The sequence below is a fragment of the Knoellia sp. 3-2P3 genome, assembly GCF_029223115.1.
Classification (GTDB): domain Bacteria; phylum Actinomycetota; class Actinomycetes; order Actinomycetales; family Dermatophilaceae; genus Pedococcus_A.
This window is the reverse complement of the sequence record NZ_JARGZE010000001.1, coordinates 347,502-364,713: the sequence shown is the minus strand read 5'-3', so window position 1 is coordinate 364,713 and position 17,212 is coordinate 347,502. Positions and strand designations below refer to the sequence as shown.

Genomic DNA, 17,212 nt, shown 5'->3' with positions numbered 1-17,212 from the left:
GGTGCGGATACCCTGTGCGGGCTCGGTCCTGAGTCCCTGCGACGATGGGGCGGGCGTGGAGGCGTCGCCTAGTCCGGTCTATGGCGCCGCACTGCTAATGCGGTTTGGGCTAACCGCCCATCGAGGGTTCAAATCCCTCCGCCTCCGCCAGACGAACGACGACCCCGACACGCTTTTCGTCGGGGTCGTTGTTCGTCGAGAGGTGGGGGCCCTCGGAGGGCGACCTCGACGGCCGCGTCGGCACGAGCCTGCAGGCCCCGCGTCAGCTCCGGTCGAGGAGCCGCAGCGCCTCGCCGACGACCTCGATCGAGCCCTCGGTGATCGGGTCGAGCACCAGCTGGAGGTGGGTCGCGCCGGCTGCGGCCATCGCCCGCACGTGGTCGGCGATCGCCTCAGGCGTCCCCTGCACCGGCTCCACCGCGGCGTTGTACGTCTCTCCCATCAGGCGACCGCCACCGCCGGGGAACTGCACGAACACGGCGGCAGTGGCCGCCACCTCATCGGCCTTGCGGCCCGCTGCTGCCGCAGCCTGCTCGACCCGGCTGCGCAGGCTGGCGAAGCCGTCGGCGGAGTTGCCGTAGTCGCTCCACCACACGTTCCACGCGTCGACGTGCGGAAGGCCGATCCGCATCATCCGCTCGCCGACGGAGCCCAGCACGAGGGGTGGCCCACCGGTCCGGACCGGACGCGGGTCGAGGACGCAGTCCTCGACGGCGTAGTAGGTGCCCCGGTAGTCGATGCGGCCTTCCCGGAGCAGCGTGCGGATGATCGTGAAGGCCTCCTCGAAGCGCGACACCCGGTGGTCGTAGGGGAAGCCGAAGGCGCGGTACTCGCGCTCGTTCCAGCCCGCGCCGAGACCCAGGATGAGCCGGCCCCCGGAGATGCCGTCGACGGTCGCGGCCTGCTTGGCCAGCATCGCCGGTTCGTGGAACCCGGCCGAGGCGACGAGGGGGCCGAGCTCGATGCGCTCGGTGACGGCGGCGATCGCCGCGAGCGAGGTCCACACCTCCCAGGGCCCACGAGTGATGCCGCCGGGCAGGTCGTACAGCAGGTGGTCGCCGAGCCACACCGAGTCCAGGCCGACCGCCTCGGCCGTTCGCGCCATCGAGAAGAGCTCCGGCCAGCCGACCGGGCGCTCGACCTCGGGCAGCTGGACACCGACACGGCAGGGGCGTGACACCTGTCCCACCGTAGTCCGGTCCCGTGGTCGGTGTCTGCAGCCGGTCACCCGGCGGGGTGATGGTCACGGCATGGCCCGGGTGGGCCGGGTGAACGGCACGGCTGGGCCATGGCCCCCGGGTCGCCACCTCCGCTGAAATGGGTGAGCAGGGGAAGCTGGGGGAGACGTGCGACGAAAGCGTGCCGTGGTCACCGGCGGAGCAGGCTTCGTGGGTTCACACGTGTGCGAACGCCTGCTCGAAGCCGGCTGGTGGGTGCTGTGCCTCGACAACTTCCTCACCGGGGTGCCTGCCAACGTCCGCGACCTGCTGGCGCAGCAGCGGTTCCGCCTCCGAGAGGCGGACGTGACCGAGCCCTTCCACGTGCCCGGGCCCATCGACGCGGTCCTCCACCTCGCGTCACCGGCCTCTCCGGTGGACTACCTCCGCTTCCCGGTCCAGACCCTGCAGGCCGGATCCGCCGGGACCCTCAACGCCCTCGAACTGGCCGCCGAGAAGGGTGCCCGCTTCGTGCTGGCGTCGACCTCGGAGACCTACGGCGACCCGCTGGTGCACCCCCAGCCCGAGACCTACTGGGGCAACGTCAACCCGGTCGGCCCGAGGGCGGTCTACGACGAGGCCAAGCGCTTCGCCGAGGCGATGACCGGCGCCTACCGCGGCAGCCGTGGAGTGAACACGGGCATCGTCCGGATCTTCAACACGTACGGGCCGCGGATGCGACCCCATGACGGCAGGGCAGTCCCCACCTTCATCGACCAGGCGCTGCGCGGGCTCCCGTTGACTGTGAGCGGCGACGGCTCCCAGACCCGCTCACTGTGCTACGTCGACGACCTCATCGAGGGCATCGTCCGGATGCTGCACTCCGGCCACGCCGGTCCGGTCAACATCGGAAACCCCCATGAGCTGACGATGCTCGAGCTGGCCGTGACCGTCAGGGAGCTCACCGACTCACGGTCGGTCATCACGTTCGTGCCCCGTCCGGTCGACGACCCGGCGGTCCGGCGGCCCGACATCACGGTGGCTCGACAACTGCTGGGCTGGGAGCCCAGGGTGAGCCTCGCGGAAGGGCTGCTGCGCACGATCGACTGGTTCAGGAAGCCCCTCCAGCGCTCCCCGTCACCGGAAGAATCCCCCGAGGACCTCACCCTCGAAGAGCCTGGTTGAGCATCCGGGTGACGACCTCCCGTGCCGAGAAGCAGTGCTCCGCCAGTTCCCTGGCCGCCCGGCAGTGCCGTTCGTAGTGGGCGTCGACCTCGGCAAGCCCCGCGGCGGCCTCCTCGGGGTTCGTGAACCTGATCAGGCCCAGACCGTCCGGGAGGTAGTCGCTGGGGCCGGTGTACTGAACCACCGCGGGCTTGCCAGACGCGAGGTAGCAGGCCGTGCGGTCGCTGAACCAGCCGTTCCCCAGCATCACGTAGGCCGGCTTGGCGCACCCGAACTCCGCCCGGGACCCCTGGATGTAGGCCTGGTACGCCTGCGGGTCCCCGGCGACGCCGACCGCCTCGCGCACCACCCAGCCGTTGTCCTGCAACAGCCGAAGGTCGTCCTCCTCGTCCGCACCGAGAGCCGTGGCGATCTCCATCGATCGGGTGACCCGGCGCGGGAGGTCGAGGAAGTCCAGGTAGGCAACCCGCTTGTTGGTGTCGAGGAGTGAGCCGTTGACCAGCACGTAGCTGCGGCTCTGCCACGACGAGATGCTGGTGACCGCACTGCAGTCGGGGTCGTAGCGGAAGGGCCACAGGTCGAGCGAGACGGCCGGCCTGGTGTGCACCCACTGCGCGCCCGGGTCGCCCGGGACAGGGCCGATCTTCTCGCCGATGCTGAAGTACACGTCGTGACGCTGGACCCGGAGCAGGTTGCTGGTCCACCACAGCTGGAGCAGCCCGGGGTCGATGTCGACCAGGGCTGTGCGGCGGAACCGGGCGAGCATGCCGGGTGCCATCTCGTAGTGGAAGCTGAGCAGCAGGTCACTGTGTCGCAGCAGGCGCTCGGCTCGCTCGGCGGGCATGGTCATGTACGTCGCTTTGTCACCTGCTCCGGCTGCGCCGGCCGGCGCCTCGTAGACGATGGCTCGGTCCGCCAGCCCGAACGGGCGCAGCCGCTCGAGCAGCGTGGCCACCCGCGGATCGCTCGGTCGAGGCTGCGGGGAACGGGGGAGCTCCTCGAGCCACCACACGTCGCAGCCGAGGCGGCGCAGGGCATCGGCGTACTGCACGTACACCCAGAAGTGCCCAGCGGCGCGGGCGTAGTGCGCGACCTTGAAGGGTGCCAGGACGACGCGGGTCACGTCCCCGCCATCCCTGCCGGCGCGGTTCCGTCACCGTCAACGACAGCAGCCAGGGCGTCCCTCCAAGCGGCCAGCCCGCGGAAGGTCCAGCCGTTGCCCTCCAGGATGCCCTGGGCCACCCAGATGATCTGGTTGGCCAGGCGTCCCGCCTCGAACGTCGCCACCAGAAGGTCCCAGTCGAGGTCATCGGCGAACGGAAAACCCCTGTCGGCCATCGCCTGCGTGTAACGACTGAGGACGAGGCGGCGCTGGGCAGGAGGGTAGTAGGCGAGGTGCGTGGAGATGTCGAAGCCGGCCGGGCCGACCCCCACGTGGTCCCAGTCGATGAGCCGGACGTGGAGGCCCTCGGGACCGGGCAGGACGAAGACGTTGGCCCGGGTGAGGTCACCGTGGACGAGCGTCTCGGGACCCGACTGCTCCTGCAGGAGACGGAGGCGTCGGGGCTCGTCCCGGAGCAGGTCGGACAGGTGGGCCTGGACGGCATCTCGCACCGACGCGTCCTCAGCGGACACCCGGACCGCGGACCGGCGCAGCAGGTCCACGCAGCGCGCGGCGTCCCGCACGCTGTTGGCGTAGAAGTACGCCCCCAGGTCACCGGCCGCGAACCTCGGCTCGGGCAGCAGGCCGTGCCCGGCGAACGAGGCGTGGAGCTCTGCGAGCGTGTCCATGGCCGCCTCCAGGCACGAGGAGTCCACGTCGTCGCGGTCGAGGCCACGGACGCCAAGGTCGTCGTACACGTGCCACACGTGCCGCCCATCGGCCTCACCGATCGTCGCGAGCCTGGGTGGCCCCAGTGACCCCATCCCCACCGCCGGCAGCCACCGGCCCGTCACGCGTCGTTCCAGCTGGGCTCTCCGGGCGCGAAGCCGCTTCACGACGACGCTGGAGCGGGTCGCCCCCACCAGCTGGAGTCGGTGCACGCCCTCCCGCAGACACGTGGCGGAGGTGACCACCACGTCGCCGACCCCGTCGGCGGCGAGGGTCCGGAGCGGTTCCGACAGCAACGCCAGCTGGTCCGCGCGCAGGACCTCGACGCCGCTCGGCTCCACGTCGGTGCTCATGGGGTGCCCCCCAGTCGCTCGTAGCCCGTCGGGTGGGGACGGCCCACCTCGACCAGCCGGCCACCCCGCAGCTCGAGCCACAGGTCACACCTCGAGAGCGTCGAGGCCCGGTGCGCGATCAGGAACGTCGTCCGGCCGCGGGACAGTCGTTCCATCGCCGCGAGGATCTTGGCCTCCGTCGCGACGTCGACGGAGCTCGTCGGCTCGTCCAGGACCAGGACCCGGCCGTCCTTGAGGAAGGCGCGCGCGAGGGAGATCCGTTGGCGTTCCCCGCCCGAGAGCCGCATTCCCCGCTCGCCCACCAGGGTGTCGTAGCCGTCAGGAAGGTCCGTGATGAACAGGTGCGCGTCCGCCTGCTCCGCGGCGGCGACGACGTCCTCGAGCGAGGCGTCCGGCCGCGCGTAACGGATGTTCTCGGCGATGCTCGTCGAGAACAGCACCGGGTCCTGGAGGACGAACGCCACCTGCCGGCGCAGGTCGTCCAGCCGGTACTCGCGCACGTCGATGCCGTCCAGCAGCACCGCCCCGGCGGTCGGGTCGTAGAAGCGGACCAGGAGGCTGACCAGCGTCGTCTTCCCGGCCCCGGTGGTGCCGAAGATGCCGACCGTCGTGTCCCTCTCCACACGGAAGGACAGGTCGTGCAGCACCTCGGGGCCACGGCCGTAGCGCATCGACACGTGACGGAACTCCACGTCCCCGAGGGCGCGGACGAGCGGGACGGCATCCGGCCGCTGCGGGACGTCATGGGGCTCGTCCAGGAACTCGAAGACGCGTTCCGCGCTGGCCAGCGAGGACTGCAGGGTGGCTGCCTTCTTGCTGATGGTCTTGAGCGGGCCGTAGAGCTGGGAGAGGTAGGCGATGACCATGAGAAGCTCGCCGAGGGTCAGCACGCCCTGCTGGACATGGCGGACGCCGATGAACAGCACCGTCGCGGTGCCCACCGCGGTCACGACGTTCACCAGCAGCCCGAAGACCCCCTCCGCGACCGCGAGCCGGACCCGCGCGTGGACCCCGGTGCTCGAGCGCTGGCTGAAGCGGTCTCGCTCGCCGTCCTCCTGGCCGAACGCCTTGACCACCCGCAGGGCGCCGAGTGCCTCCTGGACGACCCGCATGGCGCCCGTCTCGATCCCCTTGACGTCGCGATACCGCGGGCGCACCTGGAGGCGGTACCGCCGGGTGAAGAGGACGAGCAGCGGCGAGACGAGGAGGCTCACGACCGCCAGCTGCCAGTCCAGCCGCGCTATCACGACGACCGTGGTGCACAGGGCGATCGCGGCCGTCGCCGTGGTCAGGAGTCCGTCGACCGTCACCTTCTGCAGCTCGGCCGCGTCGTTCTGGATCCGGTACACCGAGTCGGTGGAGCCACGGGCGTCGTGCCGCCGGAGGGAGAGCCGCTGCGCATGGGCGAACAGCCGTTCCCGCAGGTCCAGGGTCATCCGCTCGCCGGTCCTGACCCGCAGGACGTAGCTGCCCATCTGCTGCAGCTGGGCCAGCGCCACGACCACCACCTGCATGACCGCTGCCGTCAGCAGGAGCCGGGTGCCCGTCTCGGCGACCGCGTCGGGCAGCAGCGCGTCGAGGTAGGGCGGCAGCGGCTTGCCGCCGAGCACGCTGTCGACGGCGATCATCATGGGCACCGGGGCGAGCAGCATCAGCGGCGTGGCGAGCAGGTCGACCACGAAGATGACCAGCACCGAACCCCTGTAGGGCCGGAGCTCGGACGTCAGGCGCCAGAAGAGCCGGCTCCGTCGATCGGAGACCCTGGCGTCGTCTGACCCACGGCGGCCGCTCATCCGGTGTCCCGCACCGCTCGCGTGGTGCGTGCGACCGCACCGCTCGACAGGCGTGTGAGGACCATCGCCTCGAGCGCCGTCGACACCAGCACCGCGCCGACGGCCACGGCTCCAACCAGCGGAGACGACGTGGTCAGCGCCAGCGCCGCCACGAGCAGGCCCACCCCGAGCCGGCTGACCGACCAGGTCCGGCGCGTGACCGGGTCCCACTCCCACAGGACCGCCAGGTTGAGGCGGCAGCGCAGGATGGGGCCCACGCCGATCTCGATGTCCCAGCTGGCCCGCGGCGAGCCTCGCCGGACCCCGCACCAGTGGGCCGACAGGTCCTGGTCGAGGGCGGCCAGCCACCTCTCCCGGCTGCCGGACCACGGCCGGCTCGGACCCACTCGTGACGGCAGCGGGCGTCCGGTGAGCCGGCCCCACGTGCGCGCCAGTGGCTGGAGGACGTGCAGGGCGCCGACAAGCACCCGCAACCGCCACGGCCCGCTTTCACCGGGTGTGGCCGGGGTGGCTGCAGCAACGACCACGAGGTATGCCGCGAGGGCCAGGCCCACCCCGGCCGGCACCAAGAGCGCCGCCGGCACGACCACCGCGAAGGGCAGGGCGAGGACGGCGAGGAGGACGAGGAGCGGGATCACCGCACTGGCCCACATGACCACGGGCGCGGCCCGGTCGCGGACCTCGGTCTGGTAGGGCGCCAGCCCCATGGGCCCGTGGTAGACGACGGGTTTGAGGATGCGCGGCAGGATCCGCGGCCCGCCGTACACGAATCCGGACCACCTGGCTGCGCCCCACCTGTTGAAGCGGTGCCGGTGCTGCCCGGCGAGCATTCGCTCCGCCCGGCCGTAGCCTCGTTGCTGCCGCAGGTAGCCGCGCACGGTGTCTCGTCGGTGGTGGCGCACCTGGGCGGCAGGGCTGAAGGCCGCCTGCCCGCCGAGGTCGAGTAGTCGCCAGCACACGTCGACGTCATCTCCTGCCGTGGTGTAGGCAGGGTCGAACCCGCCGATCTCCTGCAGTGCCGACCGCCGCACGGCCAGGTTGCAGCCGGGGACGTGCTCGGCGCGGTCGTCCCCGATCAGCACCTCGACCGGGCCGCCCGGGGACTGCGCCACAGCCCGCTCCACGAGTCCGCTCTCGCGGAAGGGGAGGTTCGGCCCGCCCGCCACAACGACACGTGGGTCCTCGAAGGCCAGGGCGAGGTGGTACGGCCATTCCGGATGACAGGCGGCATCCGCATCGAGGTAGGCCACGATGTCGCCGGTCGCGGCGGCAAGGCCCGCGTTCCTCGCTGCGCTCAGCCCGCCGTGCGGCAGGGCGAGCACCTCGAACGGGCTTCGCCTGGCAAGCTCGAGCGTCCTGTCGGTCGACCCGTCGTCGCACACGACGACCTGCAGCGCCGGGTAGTCCACCCCTGACAGCGAGTCCAAGCAGCCGCCGATGCGCCGCTCCTCGTTGTAGGCGCACACGACGGCGGTGACGGATGGCCAGGACGGGCGCAGGTCGCGGACCGTCCGGCCGGCCCACTGGGAGGCCACCGCAAGCGCGGGCCGCGGACTGCGGTCCGCGCGCGTGAGGCCGAAGCCCCAGCCCTCAACGGGGCCGGCAGAGGTGGCCCACTCGTCGGTCCACGAGAAGATCGTGGCGCCGGCGCACCCGCACTCGTCGACGAGCCCGAGCTGCATTGCCAGGGACCGGGCCTGCTCATCCTCCCCGTGCAGCTCAGCCGCCAGCCCCACCTCGGTGAGCACGAGGGGGCGGTCGGCCGTGACGCGCTGAAGGTGGCGCAGGTACGGAGCGAGCTGGTCGGCCCGCTCGAGGAACACGTTGAAGGTCACCAGGTCCTGGCCCTCGACCCGGAGGAACTCGGCGGTGGGATACCCCGTGTACGTCGCAAGCATCTCCGGGTCGCCCTCGTGCACGAGCGCGACCAGCTCCGAGAGGATGTCCTCGATGGCTGCGCGGCCGTAGAGGCGCGTGACGTCCGAGGGCACCTCGTTCCCGACCGAGATGGCGAGCACCTCCGGGCGACCGGCCAGTGCTGCCAGCGCCTCGTCGACGCAGGCTCGCCCTGCCGCACGAACCAGGCGGTGGACGCGCGCGGAGCCGCCGGCGTGCATGCGCCAGTCGGGGTAGCCCAGGCCGACCAGGACGCGCATCCCCAGCGCCCGCGCGCCGTCCAGCAGCTCCGGCGGTGGCACGTCGTACACGCGCACCGTGGTGAACCCGCACTCGGCCATCGCGATGAGGTCACGTTCGATCTGTGGCTGCTCGGGGAAGCGGAGGCCGTCGCCGCGCGGCAGGAACGTCCCGTACGTGGTGCCCTTGACCCGGAAGGGCGAGGTGCCGACCCGCAGGAACTTCCCGTCCGTTGCCACCCGCTCCATCGCCGCACCCCCTACCGCGGTGCGGCGCCGCGCCACTCGCGGACCACCCCTCGATGCCGTCGCGACCATATGGACGGCCGCCCCGACCGCTGTCCGTCGTCATCATTGGAGCACCGGGCGTGACCACCGGGAATGGCACATGCGGGTGGTGTTTCGGCAGCGCACGGCCTACGTCATGGCCATCGTGGCACGCCCGAGGTGCGCCGATGACCTCCTGTCGAAGCGTCCGGTCATGCAGGTGGCGGAGTCGCGGCCGGCCCTCCCGGGCTACCGTCCGGGCAGAGGGGGAGGAGCGGGGATGAGCCAGACACGGTGGCCCCGGTATGCCGCCCGGCTGGGGGCGGTGCTGGTGGTGGCCGCCGGTGCGGCGTGGCTGTGGGCGGCCGTGCAGCGCTGGTGGCCCGAGTGCAGGCTTGACCGGTACGAGTCGATGGCCTGCATCCGGCGGCAGGACCACGAGGTCGACTACCTGTGGCCCACGGAGCCGTGGGTCCCCATCGGGTCCACCGCCCTCGTGGCGGGGCTGGGTTGCCTGCTGGCCGCGCTTGGGCTGCTGCTGGTGGTGCCCTCGCTGACCAGTCGATCTGTGCGGGGCGTGGTGGCGGTGGCGTTGGTGCTCCAAGCAGGCGTCCTTGTCCCCGTGGGGGCTGCGACCTACCTCTCGGGTCGCGCTGGGCGACCGGTCGAGGACGTCCCTGCGCTGGTGCCGGCGGGGCTGCTGTGGGCGCTCCTGCTGCCGGCCGTCCTTGCCTTCACGGTGCCGCTCGTCATCGGCAGGGCCGCCAGCCGCCGGCAGCTGACCAGTCTGGTGGCGCTCGTCGTGGCCCTGCTTCTGACGTCCCCGCTCCTGGACTACGTCCTCATGTCGATGACCTACACCTCGCACGACACTCCACCGTGGTCGGGCCTGTTCTCCGGTGCAGCTCTCGTGGTGGCGGGCGTCGCAGCCTGGTGGGTGCCCGAGCCGGCCCCGTCAGGTGGGGAGCGTGACCGCGAAGGTCGTGTCGCCGGGGTGGCTGTCTAGCTCGACCCGGCCGCCGTGGGCCTGCGTGACGGCCGCGACGATGCTCAGGCCCAGACCGGTGCTGCCGCTGCCGTGCCTGCTGCCGTTCGTGCCCCGGTACCGCGAGTCGTCGCCGCGGGTGAAGCGCTCGAACACGTTGGCCTGCAGTGGTGCCGGCACGCCGGGGCCGTCGTCGTGGACGGCGATCTGCACGTGGCCGTCATGGCGACGGACCGTGGTCGTGACGGTGGTGCCGACCGGGGTGTGGGTGCGAGCGTTCGCCAGCAGGTTGGCGACGACCTGGTGCAGCCGGTGGGCGTCACCGGTCACCTCGACAGGTTCCTCGGGCAGGTCCAGGCGCCAGTGGCGCTCGGGCGCAGCGGCCCTCGCGTCGGAGACGGCGTCGACGGCCAGCATGGTGAGGTCCACCGGCTCGCGCTCCAGCGGGCGACCGGCATCCAGCCGCGCCAGCAGGAGCAGGTCTTCCACGAGCGCCGACATCCGCACAGCCTCGGACTCGACCCGACCGAGGGCGTGCGTGACCGACGGCGGAACCGGCTGCGGCTCGCGACGGGGCAGCTCGGCATACCCCCTGATCGAGGCGAGCGGCGTGCGCAGCTCGTGGGAGGCGTCGGCCACGAACTGGCGCACCCGCATCTCGCTCTCGTGGCGGGCCTGCAGGGCGCTGCCGACGTTGTCGAGCATCTGGTTCAGGGCCAACCCGACCTGGCCCACCTCGGTGCGGGGATCGGTGTCGGCCTCGGGCACCCGCTCGGCGAGGGCGACGTCGCCGGAGTCGAGTTTGAGGCGGGAGACCTGCGTCGCCGTGTGGGCGACGCGCTGCAGCGGGGCGAGGTTGCGCCGCACCAGCCAGACACCCCCCGCTCCCACGGCCACCAGGCCGATGACGGTGCCGCCGACGACGACCGTCACCAGCAGGGCCACCGTGTCGGTGACCTCGGACAGGGGCTGGCCGGTCACGACGGTGAGCCCATCCCTGCCGCGGGAGGCCACCAGGCGGTAGTCGCCGAGGTCTCCACGCAGGTCGACCGTCTCAGGGCTCGGGCCCAGCTGGGCTTGCTGGACCCGCTGCACCTGGGCGTCCGTCAGCGTCGTGACCTCGCTGCGCTGCGCCACGTAGTTGTCCCAGACCTGGTCACCGTCGAGCACGAGTGTCAGGAACGACTCCCCACCGCCGAGCCTGCGCTCCGGGTGCTCGCCGCCGCGAGAGGGTCGGCCCTCGACCCGCATGGCCGAGGCCCTGACGTCCTCGTCGAGCTGCGACATCAGGAAGTGCTGCAGGAGCACGACGGTCAGGCTGGCGGTGGCGAGGGTGACGGCGACGAACAGCGCCACCATGGAGGCGACCAACTTGCTGCTGAGCCGCCACCGCGAGGGGTGCACGAGCCCGGGGAGTCTCACGGTGCCGGCTTGAGGACGTAGCCGACTCCCCGCACGGTGTGGATCATCGGGGCCCGCCCGGCGTCGATCTTCTTGCGCAGGTAGGAGATGTAGAGCTCGACCACGTTGGCCTGGCCACCGAAGTCGTAGTTCCAGACGCGGTCGAGGATCTGCGCCTTGGAGAGCACCCGCCTGGGGTTGCGCATGAGGTAGCGAAGGAGCTCGAACTCCGTCGCCGTCAGCTGGACCTGCTCACCCCCGCGGGTCACCTCGTGGCTGTCCTCGTCGAGGGTCAGGTCGCCGACCACGAGCACCGACGACGACTCCTGGGCGATGACGGCGGTGCGCCTCATGAGCGCGCGCAGCCGGGCCACGACCTCCTCGAGGCTGAACGGCTTGGTGACGTAGTCGTCGCCCCCTGCAGTCAGCCCGGCGACCCGGTCCTCGACGGCGTCCTTCGCCGTCAGGAAGAGGACGGGGACGTCGGGGTTGTTGGCCCGCATGCGGCGCAGCACCTCGAGGCCGTCGAAGTCGGGCAGCATCATGTCGAGCGCCACCGCGTCGGGCCCGAACTCGCGGGCGGCCCGCACGGCAGCGACGCCGGTGCCAGCGGTCCGGACCTCCCAGCCCTCGTAGCGCAGCGCCATGGCGAGGAGCTCGGTGAGGTTGTCCTCGTCGTCGACGACGAGGACCCGGACGGGTGACCCGTCAGGGCGCTGGAGGCGGGCGGGGGCGGCCGCGGGCTGCTGCGTGCTCATGGGAACAGAGAACCCCGGCCGTCTGGGAGGGCAGGGTGATTTCCCTGTGCGAATCCTGTGAGCGGCCTGTGGTGGCCCCAACGGTGACCGGCACCCTGCGGCCGCCGGCCCGGCAGTGCCTCCTCACCCACAGGGTCAGGGCCTGATCTCGCCCGATCCGCGCACGACCAGCGTCGGTTCGACGACCACGTGACGCGGTGGCTGCTGGTCACCGTCGAGGCGGCTGAACAGCATCTCCGCCACCTCCGTGCCGATGCGGCGGACGTTCTGGCGGACCACCGTCAGGCCGGGCTCGAGGAGGTCGGCCAGCGGGAAGTCGTCGAAGCCCACGAGCGCCACCGAGCGGGTCAGCCCGCGCGAGCGCAGTGCGGTGACCGCGCCGATGGCGAGCGAGTTGCGGGCGGCGAAGATGGCGGTGGGCGGCTCCTCGAGGTCGAGCAGCCTCAGCGCCGCCTCGTAGGCCGCTTCGGAGGAGCGCAGGTCGGAGACCGTGAGCCGGGGGTCGAGCGCGATCCCCGCGTCGGCAAGGGCCTTGGCATAGCCCTCGCGACGGGCGACCGCTGTCTCGATGCGCGACAGGTCGCCGAGGAAGCCGATGCGGCGGTGGCCGTGCCGGATGAGGTGCTCCGTCGCGGCCACGGCGCCGGCACGGTTGTCCACGGTGACCGAGTCGGCGTCGACTCCGCGGGGCGCGCGGTCGACGAACACCACCGGGAGGCCGCTGCGCAGCTCGTCGGCCAGGTAGTCCTGCCGTTCGGTGGCCGGCATGACGACCAGGCCGTCCACGCGTCGGCGCACCAGGCTGGCCACCAGCATGCGCTCGCGGTCAGGCTCCTCGTCGAGGCTCGCGGCCAGCACAGCGACGTCCCGCCCACGGGCGGTGTCCTCCAACGCCCGCAGCAGGCTGGCCGAGAAGCTGTTGCTCACGTCCTGCAGCAGGATGCCGACGGTGCCGGTGCGGGCGTTGCTGCGGCGCAGGTTGCTGGCGGCCAGGTTGTGCCGGTAGCCCAGCTGGCTGATCGCCCGTTCGACGCGGGTGCGCACCTCCGCCGAGACGCCGCCCTCCTCGTTGACCACCCGCGACACCGTCTTCAGGCTGACCCCTGCGAGGGCGGCCACGTCGCGCATGGTGGCCCGGGGGCGCCGGGTCTGCCCCGATGACAACGATGTCAGCTTCACGTCTCGATTTGTACAGGAGTCTTGACGTGGTGCCAAGAGGGTTCTATACAAGAGATCTGACAACGTTGTCACCAATCGGCAGAGAAGCCGCGAAAGGGGAGCCTGCGATGTTCCACCGAGTGACCACCTCCAGTGCCCGTCGAGCCGGGCGACCCTCCCTGCGGTCCGGGGTCGCGGTGTTCACCGCGACCGCCGCGGCGTTCTCGCTGGCCTCCTGCAACCGGGGATCGTCCACCGACACCGGCGGCGGGGGCGAGGCCGCGGTCGGCGTCGTCCTCATCACGAAGGACTCGACCAACCCGTTCTTCGTCGCCATGCAGGAGGGCGCCAAGGCCGACGCGGCGAAGAACAACGTCAAGCTGACCGTCGCCTCCGGCAAGCAGGAGGGCGACGACCAGGGCCAGATCACGGCGATCGAGGACGCCATCGCCCGCGGCGACAAGGGCATCCTCATCACCCCGATGAGCACCGGCGTCAACGCCGCCATCAAGAAGGCGCGCGAGGCCGGCCTCTACGTCATCGCCCTCGACACGCCGCCGGACCCGGCCAACACCGTCGACATCACCTTCGCCACCGACAACCGCGAGGCGGGCAAGCTCGACGGCCAGTGGGCGGCCGCCACCCTCGACGGCAAGCCGGCCGTCATCGCCCTGCTCGACCTCTTCAACGACAAGATCGTCTCGGTCGACTACAACCGCGACCAGGGCTTCCTCGAGGGCATGGGCATCCCGGTGAACGACCCCAAGAAGAACGGCGACGAGGCCAAGACCGGCAAGTACACCGGCGGCAAGGGCGGCGACTACACCATCGTCTGCAACGAGGCCGGCAACGGCGCCGAGGACGGGGGCCGCACCGCGATGGAGAAGTGCCTCGCCAAGAACCCGAACATCAACCTCGTCTACACGATCAACGAGCCGACCGCCGTCGGCGCCAACGCGGCGCTCAAGGCAGCGGGCACGACCGCCACGATCGTGTCGGTCGACGGCGGCTGCGCCGGTGTCGCCCAGGTGAAGAACGGGGTGATCGGTGCCACCGCGCAGCAGTACCCGCTGAAGATGGCCACCATGGGCATGGAGGCGATCGCGAAGGTCGCCCGCGGCGGTGAGAAGCCGACGCCCGACCCCGGCCTGGACTTCAAGAACACGGGTGTCGCGCTGGTGACCGACAAGCCGGTCGAGGGTGTGGAGAGCATCGACTCGGCCAAGGGCGCCGAGATCTGCTGGGGCAAGTGAGTCCGATGACCACCACAACCACCTCCTCCGCGGCTGCCGAGTTCGCTCGGCGGCAGCACTCGCCGCTGGAGCGGGTGCAGCACCAGCTGCACGGCAAGCCGTGGCTGAGCCCGCTCTTCCTACTCCTCGGCACCTTCGTGGCGTTCTTCATCGCGACCCCGACGTTCCTCACCGCCAACTCGATGGGCATCCTGCTCCAGCAGACGGCGGTCGTCGCGGCCCTCGCGGTGGGCCAGACGCTCGTCATCCTCACGGCGGGCATCGACCTGTCGGTCGGGGCGATCATGGTGCTGTCGATGATGGTGATGGCCACCCTCGCCCGCGACGACGGCATGCCGGGCGTGCTCGCGCTCCTCATCGGCGTGGCGCTGGCCACCGGCGCAGGCCTGCTCAACGGCCTGCTGGTCACCCGCATCAACCTGCCGCCCTTCATCGTCACCCTGGGCACGCTGAGCATCTTCACGGCGATCGCCCTGCTCTACTCGGGTGGCTCGAGCATCCAGGCCGACCGGCTGCCGGACATCCTGAACCTGCTCGGTGAGGGCTTCTCGATAGGCGGGGTCCGGTTGACCTGGGGCATCGTCGTCGTGGGGGTGATGTATGCCGTGGTGGGGTTCGTGCTCTCGCAGACGGCGTGGGGGCGCTACGTGTACGCAGTCGGCGACGACGTCGAGTCGGCCCGCCTCTCGGGCGTGCCGAGCAAGCGCGTGCTGCTGGCGGTCTACACCCTCGCCGGCCTCACCTACGGCCTCGCCGCATGGGTCCTCATCGGCCGGGCGGGCGCGGCGACGCCCAACGCGGCGCCCGACGCCAACCTGGCCAGCATCACCGCCGTGGTCATCGGTGGCACCAGCCTCTTCGGTGGCCGCGGACGGCTCATCGGCACCCTCATCGGTGCGCTGATCGTGCAGACCTTCGCGTTCGGCCTGTCGCAGCTCGGCGTCAACCAGCAGTGGCGGGTCCTGGCCACCGGCATCCTCGTCATCGTGGCCGTCGCCATCGACCAGTGGATCAGGAAGGTGAGGTCATGAGCACCCCCACGCTCGAGGTCGCCCACGGTGGTGTCCCCGCAGGCAAGGAGAGCATCTACAGCCAGGAGCCGGTGCTCTCGGCGCGCAAGCTGGTCATCACCTTCGGCCGTGTCGTCGGGCTCGACGGCGTCGACCTCGACCTCTACCCGGGCGAGGTGCTCGCGGTCATCGGCGACAACGGGGCGGGCAAGTCGACCCTCATCAAGTGCCTGACCGGCGCCTACACGCCCGACTCCGGTGAGATCACGCTGAACGGGAGGCAGGTCCACTTCAAGCGGCCCCAGGACTCCCGCGAGGCCGGCATCGAGACCGTCTACCAGCAGCTGGCGGTGATCCCGGCCCTCGACATCGCCAGTAACCTCTACCTCGCCCGCGAGGAGCGTCGCAAGGGTGTCCTCGGCTCGGTGTTCCGCATGCTCGACAAGAAGGGCATGGAGAAGCGTGCCGGTCAGTCGGTGCAGGACCTCGGCATCCAGACCATCCAGAACATGGGTCAGGCCGTCGAGACGCTCTCCGGTGGTCAGCGCCAGGCCGTCGCGGTCGCCCGGGCCGCGGCGTTCGGCAGCAAGGTCGTCATCCTCGACGAGCCCACCGCCGCCCTCGGTGTGAAGGAGTCGGGCATGGTGCTCGACATGATCAAGCAGCTGCGCGACAAGGGGCTGTCGATCATCCTCATCAGCCACAACATGCCCCACGTCTGGGAGGTCGCCGACCGCATCCACATCCAGCGGCTCGGAGGGCGCGCGGGCGTCATCACCCCGCAGAGCCATGACATGGGCGAGGGCGTCGCGATCATGACGGGCGCCAAGCGGCTCGCCCCGGAGGAGGCAGGATGAGCCGGGCCATCGTCGTCGGCTACATCCCCTCCCCCGAGGGGATCGCCGCCTTCGAACGCGCCAAGGACGAGGCGGTGCTGCGCGGCGAGGCCCTGGTCGTCGTCAACACCGGCGAGGCCGGCAACTTCGCCAAGCCGAGCTTCGCCAAGCCAAAGGACCTCGACGCGATCCGCAAGGAGCTCACCGAGGCCGGGCTGGAGCACGAGGTGCTGCAACCGACGACGGGCGGGACCGCCGCGGAGGAGATCCTGCGCGTCGTCGCCGAACGCGACGCCGACCTGCTGGTCATCGGGCTGCGGCGCCGTTCGCCGGTCGGGAAGCTGTTCCTGGGCAGCACCGCCCAGCACCTCCTGCTCGACGCGCCCTGCTCGGTGCTCGCCGTGAAGGTGGCGCAGGATGGCTGAGCGGCACTGGCGCTGACGCGTCCACCCCCAGACGCCCGGCCAGCCGGCGGTACGTCACCCCCGGCTGGCCGGAGCCCGGGGGTGACGTGGCGTGCGCGCGGTTTGGGCCTGTTTGCCCCACCTCTGCCTCCGTGCTCTGTCACAGTGGGCGGCAGCGCCAGACCCAGGGAGCCGACGACCGTGTCCACAGCCTTCACCCCGCCCGGCGGGACCACCCCGCCCTACCCGCCGTACGCGGTCGGCCACGCCGCCCACCCGTCGGGGCCTCCGTCCTGGCCCGCACAGCCGATGTACCAGCCGGCGCAGCGCAACGGGTTGGCCGTGGCAGCGGTCGTCATGGCGGGGCTGTCACTGCTCGGCGTGCTCGGCCTTGTGCTGGCCATGGTGCTGGGCCCCGAGCTGGGTCCGTCCTGGGTGCTCCAGGGCGAGGTCCTGCCGGTCAACAGCCAGACCTCGGGTGAGGCCCTCGAACGTGAGCTCACGTCGCTGATGGAGGACGACGGCAGCGCCGTGCAGGAGGTCACCTGCCCGGAGTCGGCTCCTGTCGCCCAGGGCGAGGTGACGGTCTGCCACGGCAGCGTGGACGACTGGGACTGGACCGGGGTCGTCCACTTCGAGGACGACGCGGGGACCTTCACGCTGCTCCAGTTCTGAAGGGGCCCCGA

At 71.3% G+C, this 17,212-nt stretch carries 15 protein-coding genes and 1 tRNA gene; 8 read left to right on the top strand and 8 right to left on the bottom strand.

What is annotated here, in order from left to right; all coding sequences use genetic code 11:
* The first annotated feature begins 57 nt into the window (after positions 1 to 57).
* Positions 58 to 150, top strand: a tRNA-Ser gene (locus P0Y31_RS01760).
* A 112-nt stretch (positions 151 to 262) separates the two neighbouring features.
* Here P0Y31_RS01760 and P0Y31_RS01755 read toward each other — a convergent pair.
* Positions 263 to 1,180, bottom strand: a complete 918-nt coding sequence (locus tag P0Y31_RS01755) for an LLM class flavin-dependent oxidoreductase (protein WP_275866354.1) — start codon at positions 1,178 to 1,180, stop codon at positions 263 to 265.
* Positions 1,181 to 1,346: 166 nt separating this feature from the next.
* Here P0Y31_RS01755 and P0Y31_RS01750 point away from each other — a divergent pair, with 166 nt between their 5' ends.
* A complete protein-coding gene (locus P0Y31_RS01750) occupies positions 1,347 to 2,342 on the top strand; it encodes a UDP-glucuronic acid decarboxylase family protein (protein ID WP_275866353.1) in 996 nt (331 codons plus the stop codon).
* On the opposite strand, the gene P0Y31_RS01745 is transcribed toward P0Y31_RS01750, so the two are convergent.
* The 4 genes from P0Y31_RS01745 to P0Y31_RS01730 all read right to left on the bottom strand — a co-directional run bounded on the left by P0Y31_RS01745 (position 2,320) and on the right by P0Y31_RS01730 (position 8,703).
* Positions 2,320 to 3,465, bottom strand: a complete 1,146-nt coding sequence (locus P0Y31_RS01745; RefSeq protein ID WP_275866352.1) for a hypothetical protein — start codon at positions 3,463 to 3,465, stop codon at positions 2,320 to 2,322. The two genes, P0Y31_RS01750 and P0Y31_RS01745, sit on opposite strands and share 23 nt — an antisense overlap.
* Complete coding sequence (locus tag P0Y31_RS01740; protein WP_275866351.1) at positions 3,462 to 4,526, bottom strand: aminoglycoside phosphotransferase family protein; 1,065 nt, start codon at positions 4,524 to 4,526, stop codon at positions 3,462 to 3,464. Before P0Y31_RS01740 ends, P0Y31_RS01745 begins: the two co-directional genes overlap by 4 nt.
* Positions 4,523 to 6,220 carry an ABC transporter ATP-binding protein gene (locus P0Y31_RS01735; protein WP_275866350.1) on the bottom strand — a complete coding sequence of 566 codons (1,698 nt, stop codon included), beginning with the start codon at positions 6,218 to 6,220 and terminating at the stop codon, positions 4,523 to 4,525. The genes P0Y31_RS01740 and P0Y31_RS01735 overlap by 4 nt, the downstream gene beginning before the upstream one ends.
* Positions 6,221 to 6,315: 95 nt before the next feature.
* Positions 6,316 to 8,703 carry a glycosyltransferase family 2 protein gene (locus P0Y31_RS01730; RefSeq protein WP_275866349.1) on the bottom strand — a complete coding sequence of 796 codons (2,388 nt, stop codon included), beginning with the start codon at positions 8,701 to 8,703 and terminating at the stop codon, positions 6,316 to 6,318.
* Positions 8,704 to 9,001: 298 nt separating this feature from the next.
* Between P0Y31_RS01730 and P0Y31_RS01725 the strand changes: the two genes are divergently transcribed.
* On the top strand, positions 9,002 to 9,727 hold the full coding sequence (locus P0Y31_RS01725) for a hypothetical protein (protein ID WP_275866348.1): 726 nt from the start codon (positions 9,002 to 9,004) through the stop codon (positions 9,725 to 9,727).
* Here P0Y31_RS01725 and P0Y31_RS01720 read toward each other — a convergent pair.
* The 3 genes from P0Y31_RS01720 to P0Y31_RS01710 all read right to left on the bottom strand — a co-directional run bounded on the left by P0Y31_RS01720 (position 9,677) and on the right by P0Y31_RS01710 (position 13,044).
* Positions 9,677 to 11,128, bottom strand: a complete 1,452-nt coding sequence (locus P0Y31_RS01720; RefSeq protein WP_345803601.1) for a HAMP domain-containing sensor histidine kinase — start codon at positions 11,126 to 11,128, stop codon at positions 9,677 to 9,679. The genes P0Y31_RS01725 and P0Y31_RS01720 overlap by 51 nt on opposite strands.
* Positions 11,125 to 11,865, bottom strand: coding sequence for a response regulator transcription factor (locus P0Y31_RS01715; RefSeq protein ID WP_275866347.1), 741 nt, complete (start codon positions 11,863 to 11,865; stop codon positions 11,125 to 11,127). The genes P0Y31_RS01720 and P0Y31_RS01715 overlap by 4 nt, the downstream gene beginning before the upstream one ends.
* Positions 11,866 to 12,000: 135 nt before the next feature.
* Entirely contained in the window at positions 12,001 to 13,044 is a 1,044-nt protein-coding gene (locus P0Y31_RS01710) for a LacI family DNA-binding transcriptional regulator (protein ID WP_275866346.1), read from the bottom strand.
* Between the two features lie 119 nt (positions 13,045 to 13,163).
* Between P0Y31_RS01710 and P0Y31_RS01705 the strand changes: the two genes are divergently transcribed.
* The 5 genes from P0Y31_RS01705 (at position 13,164) to P0Y31_RS01685 (ending at position 17,201) form a co-directional block, all read left to right on the top strand.
* On the top strand, positions 13,164 to 14,276 hold the full coding sequence (locus P0Y31_RS01705; RefSeq protein WP_275866345.1) for a substrate-binding domain-containing protein: 1,113 nt from the start codon (positions 13,164 to 13,166) through the stop codon (positions 14,274 to 14,276).
* Positions 14,277 to 14,281: 5 nt separating this feature from the next.
* Positions 14,282 to 15,307: an ABC transporter permease gene (locus P0Y31_RS01700; RefSeq protein WP_275866344.1), complete on the top strand. Its 1,026-nt coding sequence runs from the start codon at positions 14,282 to 14,284 to the stop codon at positions 15,305 to 15,307.
* A complete protein-coding gene (locus P0Y31_RS01695) occupies positions 15,304 to 16,143 on the top strand; it encodes an ATP-binding cassette domain-containing protein (protein WP_275866343.1) in 840 nt (279 codons plus the stop codon). Before P0Y31_RS01700 ends, P0Y31_RS01695 begins: the two co-directional genes overlap by 4 nt.
* The gene (locus P0Y31_RS01690) at positions 16,140 to 16,547 is read left to right on the top strand and encodes a universal stress protein (protein WP_275866342.1); all 408 of its coding nucleotides are present in this window, start codon (positions 16,140 to 16,142) and stop codon (positions 16,545 to 16,547) included. Before P0Y31_RS01695 ends, P0Y31_RS01690 begins: the two co-directional genes overlap by 4 nt.
* Positions 16,548 to 16,727: 180 nt before the next feature.
* Complete coding sequence (locus tag P0Y31_RS01685) at positions 16,728 to 17,201, top strand: DUF4333 domain-containing protein (protein ID WP_275866341.1); 474 nt, start codon at positions 16,728 to 16,730, stop codon at positions 17,199 to 17,201.
* Positions 17,202 to 17,212 lie beyond the last annotated feature (11 nt).